General features: G+C 71.0%; 9 protein-coding genes, 1 tRNA gene and 1 pseudogene. 7 read left to right on the forward strand and 4 right to left on the reverse strand.

What is annotated here, in order from left to right:
* A pseudogene (locus tag R6V09_RS43180) lies at positions 1 to 341 on the forward strand (FAD/NAD(P)-binding protein); the annotation flags it as partial.
* Here the strand turns inward: R6V09_RS43180 and R6V09_RS43185 are convergent.
* Complete coding sequence (locus R6V09_RS43185) at positions 313 to 849, reverse strand: superoxide dismutase family protein (RefSeq protein WP_317886952.1); 537 nt, start codon at positions 847 to 849, stop codon at positions 313 to 315. The pseudogene R6V09_RS43180 and the gene R6V09_RS43185 sit on opposite strands and share 29 nt — an antisense overlap.
* Before the next feature lie 218 nt (positions 850 to 1,067).
* Between R6V09_RS43185 and R6V09_RS43190 the strand changes: the two genes are divergently transcribed.
* Positions 1,068 to 1,709 (forward strand): DedA family protein, encoded by a 642-nt coding sequence (locus R6V09_RS43190; RefSeq protein ID WP_317886953.1) that lies wholly within the window; start codon positions 1,068 to 1,070, stop codon positions 1,707 to 1,709.
* An 85-nt stretch (positions 1,710 to 1,794) separates the two neighbouring features.
* On the opposite strand, the gene R6V09_RS43195 is transcribed toward R6V09_RS43190, so the two are convergent.
* Complete coding sequence (locus R6V09_RS43195) at positions 1,795 to 2,013, reverse strand: DUF2277 domain-containing protein (protein WP_317886954.1); 219 nt, start codon at positions 2,011 to 2,013, stop codon at positions 1,795 to 1,797.
* Positions 2,014 to 2,134: 121 nt separating this feature from the next.
* On the opposite strand from R6V09_RS43195, the gene R6V09_RS43200 reads away from it, so the two are divergent.
* The 4 genes from R6V09_RS43200 to R6V09_RS43215 all read left to right on the forward strand — a co-directional run bounded on the left by R6V09_RS43200 (position 2,135) and on the right by R6V09_RS43215 (position 4,402).
* Entirely contained in the window at positions 2,135 to 3,040 is a 906-nt protein-coding gene (locus tag R6V09_RS43200; protein ID WP_317886955.1) for a ketopantoate reductase family protein, read from the forward strand.
* Positions 3,041 to 3,066: 26 nt separating this feature from the next.
* Positions 3,067 to 3,513, forward strand: a complete 447-nt coding sequence (locus R6V09_RS43205; RefSeq protein WP_317886956.1) for a hypothetical protein — start codon at positions 3,067 to 3,069, stop codon at positions 3,511 to 3,513.
* A gap of 91 nt (positions 3,514 to 3,604) precedes the next feature.
* Entirely contained in the window at positions 3,605 to 3,961 is a 357-nt protein-coding gene (locus R6V09_RS43210; RefSeq protein ID WP_317886957.1) for a hypothetical protein, read from the forward strand.
* A 45-nt stretch (positions 3,962 to 4,006) separates the two neighbouring features.
* Entirely contained in the window at positions 4,007 to 4,402 is a 396-nt protein-coding gene (locus tag R6V09_RS43215; RefSeq protein ID WP_317886958.1) for a nuclear transport factor 2 family protein, read from the forward strand.
* Between the two features lie 16 nt (positions 4,403 to 4,418).
* On the opposite strand, the gene R6V09_RS43220 is transcribed toward R6V09_RS43215, so the two are convergent.
* Together R6V09_RS43220 and R6V09_RS43225 are read right to left on the reverse strand one after the other, a co-directional pair.
* Positions 4,419 to 4,820: a hypothetical protein gene (locus tag R6V09_RS43220; RefSeq protein WP_317886959.1), complete on the reverse strand. Its 402-nt coding sequence runs from the start codon at positions 4,818 to 4,820 to the stop codon at positions 4,419 to 4,421.
* A gap of 112 nt (positions 4,821 to 4,932) precedes the next feature.
* Positions 4,933 to 5,007, reverse strand: a tRNA-Val gene (locus R6V09_RS43225).
* Positions 5,008 to 5,211: 204 nt separating this feature from the next.
* Between R6V09_RS43225 and R6V09_RS43230 the strand changes: the two genes are divergently transcribed.
* Positions 5,212 to 6,009, forward strand: coding sequence for a DUF4097 family beta strand repeat-containing protein (locus R6V09_RS43230; RefSeq protein ID WP_317886960.1), 798 nt, complete (start codon positions 5,212 to 5,214; stop codon positions 6,007 to 6,009).
* Positions 6,010 to 6,221 lie beyond the last annotated feature (212 nt).

Raw genomic sequence — 6,221 nt, forward strand, 5'->3', positions numbered from 1 at the left:
GACGCGCTGCTCGGCCGGCTGCTGAAGACGGGCCGGTGCCGACCGCACACCGTGGACGGCTACGAGACGGGCGGGCTGGATGTGACCCCGCGCCCGTACCGGCTGATAGACCGTCAGGGACGGGCGCACACACGACGGTTCGCGTTCGGGGTGCCCACGGAGGCGTGCACTGGGTGACCGCGGCGGGCGCCCGGCCGGGCGTCGACTCGGTCACGCTGTCGGACGCCGACGCGGTGGCGCGGGCGGTTCTCCGCGCCGCGACGACGGAGCGGGCGCCGTCGGCCGACGCCCGCCCCTGGACGTATCCGCAGGTCAGGGAGCCCAGCCGAACGGCACGGTGAAGCAGGCGCCGCGGACCTTGCTGCCCGGCATCTCGTGGATCACGACGGAGGACGCCTCGCCCTCCCGGAAGTTCCAGTCGTGCCGGGCGCTCGCCTCACCGGCGCCGTGTTCGTCGGCCGTGAAGTCGAGCCAGACCTCGTTGTCGGCGGTGACGTCGGCCGGGTCGGTGGACGGCTTGTGCTGGAAGTGCCCGCCCGCGGCGGCGGGGTCGGCGCCGCACGGCTTCTGGTGCACATGGACGGCGTACGCGTGCCCCGGCACCATCCCGTCGACCCGCAGCCGCACTGTCGTGGCACCGCCCACCGTCGTCCGCTGACCGACCTCGATCCACGCGGCGGCGGGGACGAGCTTCGTGTCGTACGTCACCGCCGCCGACGGCACGAGGGCGCCGACCGGCGCGAACCGCGCGTCCGTGCGCATCGAGTAGCCGTCCGGGGCGCCGGTGTTGGTTCCGCCGCTCGCCAGTAGGGCCGCGACGACGGCGCCCGCGCATATGCCTGCCACCATGATGTGTACCGTTCCTCACGTTCAGGTGTGCTTTGAGCCCCTTTACGTTGCTACGGGATGCGGGCCCGCCCCGCCCGTCGGGACGGGGCAGCCGAGTGAACAAGCTGTGCCGATCACACGTGCCCCCCGTGAATCTCCTGTCCCCACCCAGGCGTACGCTGTATGGCTGTCACTGGCCGTCTTGCCGCGGCCCACGGGGGAGTTCACGGGGAGCCGCGTTGTTCGAGAGTGTGGGGTCGCTGACCGGCAGCCCATGGATCTACGCCATGATCGCCCTGTCCGTGCTGCTTGATGTGTTCCTGCCGGTACTGCCGAGCGGTGTCCTGGTCATCGCGGCGGCCACGGCGGCGGCAGCGGGCACTGGCGCGGCGGCCGACGCCGTTCCCGTCCCGCACGAGGTCCCCAGCATCCTGGCCCTGATCGCGTCGGCCGCCACCGCGTCCGTCCTGGGCGACCTGGTGGCGTACCGCCTGGCCTGGCTGGGCGGCGAACGCCTCGACCGCGCCATCTCCCGCTCCCGCCGGCTCACCACCGCGCAGGAACGTCTCGGCCACGCCCTGGCCCGGGGCGGCGGCGCCCTGGTCATCCTGGCCCGCTTCGCCCCCGCCGGCCGCTCGGTGGTCTCCCTGGGCGCGGGCGCCGCCCACCGCCGGGCCCGCGACTTCCTCCCCTGGTCGGCCCTGGCGGGCCTGTCCTGGGCGGCGTACAGCGTGGCGCTCGGCTACTACGGCGCACAGTGGCTGGGGGCGACGTGGCTGGCGACGGGGGTGTCGTTGGCGGCGCTGTTCGGGGCGGGGGCGGGGGCGGCGTATGTCATGCGACGGCAGCCGGGGGCAGGGGAGGCACCTGCCGCGCCGTAAAGGCCGGGCGCCGTAGGCGACCGCCTTTAGGGGCGCGGGGAACTGCGCGACCAGCCCCCACCGGCCCGCACTTTGATGACCGCACTCACCGCGAACCCCCTCTCACCTCAAGGCCCGCAAGCAGCTCAGCCGTCGCGTCGGCAATCAGATGGACCGCGCGGTCAAAGACCTCGCGATTGTGCGCGGCGGGCGCCCGGAACCCGGAGACCTTGCGCACGTACTGCAGCGCGGCGGCGCGAATCTCCTCCTCCGTGGCCTCGTCGGGCAGGGCGGGCGGTCGAAGAGTCTTGATACTGCGGCACATACGTCCAGTCTCGCGCCCCGAAAGCGATACCGCCGCCGCTCTCCCGAACACGCCTGCGATGATCCTTCCGAGGCGGCCACCGTCACCGTGCACGGGGCCGACCGACGAGAGGACCTAGAACATGGCGAACAACGAACTCACCGTGGCCGTACTGGGCCCCGGCGGCGTGGGCGGCCTGCTCGCGGCGCTGCTGTCCCGGGCCGGCCACCGGGTGATCTGCCTGGCCGGAGAAGAAACGGCCGCCACCCTCCGCAGCAGCGGAATCCAGGTCCGCAGCGCCCCCTTCGGCGACTTCACGGCACCGGTGGAGGCCGACACGGAACTGCGCGAACCGGTGGACGCCTGCCTGATCACGGTCAAGGCGACAGCACTCGACCCGGCACTGGCCCGCGTCCCCGCGACCGCACTGGGCGACGGCCTCCTCGTCCCGTTCCTGAACGGCGTGGAACACCCGGCCCATCTCCGCGCCCACTACCCGCCCGCCCAGGTCGCCCCCGCGATCATCCGGGTCGAGTCAACTCGCGTCGCCCCAGGGGTGATTGAGCACGGCAGCCCGTTCGCGGAGATCGACGTCACGGGCGACCCGGTCCCCCGCGAACGCCTGGAAGCACTGGCAGCCGCGCTGCGCACGGCCGGCCCCACGACCCGGGTCCTGCCCGACGAGACGGCCGCGCTCTGGGCCAAGATGACGTTCCTGGCCCCACTGGCCCTCCTCACCACCCGCTACGGCCTCCCCCTCGGCGACGTACGCACGCGCCACCGCGAGGAGTTGACGGCCCTGCTGGAGGAGACTGCAGCGGTGAGCCGGTCCTACGGCGGCCCGTCCGACCCGGTGGGGGCGCTGGCCCGGTACGACACGTTCCCTCCGGGCACCAAGTCGTCGATGCAGCGCGACGCGGAGGCGCACCGCCCGCTCGAACTGGACGCGATCGGCGGGGCGTTGCTGCGGGCGGCGGAGCGCCAGGGAATCGCGGTGCCGGTAACGGCGGGACTGGTAAGGGAGTTGGAGACACCGCACCCCAACTGACCGGCGCCGCACGGTAGTTTTCACCTGTGACGGGTGGGAGTCGGGCGGAGAGCGCGTTCGGGAACCGATGTGCGACTGCCGCGAGGCTGCTGGCGCCGTTCGTCGGTCACTTCATCGCCCGTGTCTCCTTCGATGCCCTCGACGACGAGGAGTCGTTGGAGATCACCCTCCGGGACTCGTCGGCGAAGCCCGAGGCCATCATCTCCCTCGCCGGTGTCCGCCATGTCGGGCTGTCGAAGGGCCCCGGGATCTCCGGCAACTTCGTCGACGCGATCTCCGTGATCCACCTGCCGAAGGCACCGCTTCCCTGGCCCGAGGAAGCGGCTGCCCTCGTCCGCCGGTTCGACGGTCTGGAGGAGCTGGTCTGGCTGAGGCTCGTCGGCCCGGCGGAGATCGATGTGATCGCCTCGATCGTGACCGTCTACGTCGCCATGAGCGACGACGAGGCGTCGACGGACCCGACCACCGCCTGAGACGGCGAGCGCGCCGGCCGGCCCACACCCGTTCGTATGAAGTCCCGGAAGGAACTCGCGACTCAAATTCGAACAGGCGTACCATTAGCGCGTGGCTACGACCTATGACTTCCCTAGTGACCTCCTCGCCGGTCAGGAGGAGCTGCATCAGGTCCGGGCAGAGCTGACGACCCTGCTGAAGCGGCTGCCCTGGTCGGTCGAGCCCCTGGACGGGTTCAGCGACACGGGCGGCTGGCGCAAGGTGGAACGCCCTGCCTCCCCGGGCTGGACGCCCGACGAACAGGCCGAGGTGGAGAAGCTCCGGCAGCGCGAGCACGAACTCGCGGTCTTCGTCAGCGGCCACCGCTTCTGGACGGAGGTCACCGCGGCGGAGCGCGTGGAGACACGGATGAAGCTGAAGCACGCACACGAGGTGCCACCGGTTGACGAAAAGGCGGACAATGACTGAGGAAAGCCTCATATCGCCGAAGCAACCGAGAGGCGGCGACCGATCATGGCCGACCATCCGCACGCACTCCTCGTCCGCAAGGGCTACGACGCCTTCGCCCGCGGCGACATGGACACCCTGCGCTCGCTGATGTCCTCGGACGCCACGCACCACGTCCCCGGCACCCACCCGCTGTCCGGTGACTTCAAGGGCCTGGACACGATCTTCGACATGTACGGCCAGCTCTTCGCGCAGACGAACGGCACCCTGCACGTCGATCTGCGCAACGTCCTCGTCGACGGCCGGGGCCACGCGGTCACGCTCCACCGCTTCACGGCCGAGCGCGACGGCAAGCGCATCGACGAAACCGGCGGCATCGTCTTCCGCATCCTCGGCGACAGGATCACGGACCTGGACGAGTGCGTCGAGGACATCGACAGGTCGAACGAGTTCTGGTCCTGACCCCGCCGTCCCCGAACTACGGCTTGCGCAGCGCCCGTTGGGCCAGTGCCAGGGCAGCGACAGCCCCGGCGACTCCCACCGCCCCCACGACGGGCACCCCGCCGAAACGGACCCCGGTGCCGGTACCCGCTCCGTCCCCGACCGCCCGGAAGCCGCGCGTCGAACGCCACGACAGCACCGACCACCGTGACTGCGCGGACAGCACGGACCCCGTGCTGAGCCACGAGCCCGCCGAGACCACCGACAGTGCCGAGCCGATCGACCCGGCCGACAGCGTGCTCCCGATCGACCCCACGGACAGGGCCGACCCGACGGACCCGATGGACAGCACCGACCCCACCGAACCGATCGACAACACCGAGTCCTTCGACCACAGGGACAACACGGAACCCGAGGACGTGGCGCCAGGTTGAGTCATGGGCCCATCCTGCCCACCGCCCCCGAAATCCGCGAGCGCCTTCACCAAAGACAAAGGCCCGGGTCACCGGATTCACCCCGGCTGACCTGAGCCTCTGACCTGCTACTGATCCTGGTGGGCGCGGACGGTTTCGAACCGCCGACATTCGCCTTGTAAGGGCGACGCTCTACCCCTGAGCTACGCGCCCAGGACGAGTCGACAGCCTACATTGCCAGGGGGCCTGTCCTGCAAACCCGTATCCCCACCCGTATCTCCACGGAGGTGTGCCGGGGGTTTTCCCCACCCCGAGTCCGGGAGCGCACCGGATGCCCCTCAGGAGCGTCGCTCCCTACGGTCGAGGAGAGCCGTAGGAGTCACCGGGACTCCGCGACCGCCCCAGGGGGAAATCACCGTGACCCGCACCCGCAGCACCCGAACCCGCACCACCCGCGCCCTCACCGCGACCAGCGCCCTCGCCCTGCTCCTCCTCGGCGCCACCGCGTGTGCCGGTGCCTCCGCCGGTGACGACACGCACCCCGATCACCGCACCTTCGCGCTGCCCGGCCGTACCCTCACCATCGACTCGGACGACTCGGCGCTCGAAGTCGTCGCCGCGGACTCCAACCCGGCGGGGAAGATCGAGGTCACCCGGTGGTGGCAGGGAAGCGTGGCGATCGGTTCGGATCCCAAGGCGACCTGGGCCATGAAGGGCGACCGGCTGGTGTTGCGGCTGAAGTGTTCCGGGGTGATCGCCGACTGTTCGGCCAAGCACCGGATCGAGGTGCCGCGCGGGGTCGCCGTGAAGGTGGAGGACGGGGACGGGAGTGTGCGGGCGCGGGGGTTCAAGGACGCGCTGAGTGTGCGGACCGGCGACGGTTCCGTGCACGTGACCGACTCGACCGGACCGCTGACGCTCCACACCGGAGACGGGTCCGTGCACGCCGAGGTGTCGTCCCGGGAGGTGCACACGACCACCAGTGACGGGTCGGTGCACCTGGAACTCGGGGCCGTACCGGACCTGGTGGAGTCCCGCAGCGGCGACGGGTCGGTGACGATCGCGTTGCCCAAGGGCGGCGGCACGAAGTACCGCGTGACGACCAAGACCGGGGACGGATCGGTCGATGTGTCCGTGCCCCGGGACTCGTCGAGTTCCCATGTGGTGACCGCCCGCACGGGCGACGGGAAAGTCACGGTGCGGAACGCGAACTGACCGGCCCGTGTGTTCGTCCTCTACCGGTGGGAGAATGACAACGGTCAGGACGCAAGACACGGGAGAGGGATGTGACGGCGACACCTGCGCAGCCGTATTCGCCGCTCACACGGTCCCGGCGCGGTTCCGCCGCCGCCCGTGCCGCTTTCGACACCCTCGCGCTGATGAGCCTGCCGCTGCTCGCCGCGCCGGCGCTGGCCGCCGCGTTCGCG

Source organism: Streptomyces sp. W16 (genome assembly GCF_033194735.1).
Taxonomy (GTDB): domain Bacteria; phylum Actinomycetota; class Actinomycetes; order Streptomycetales; family Streptomycetaceae; genus Streptomyces.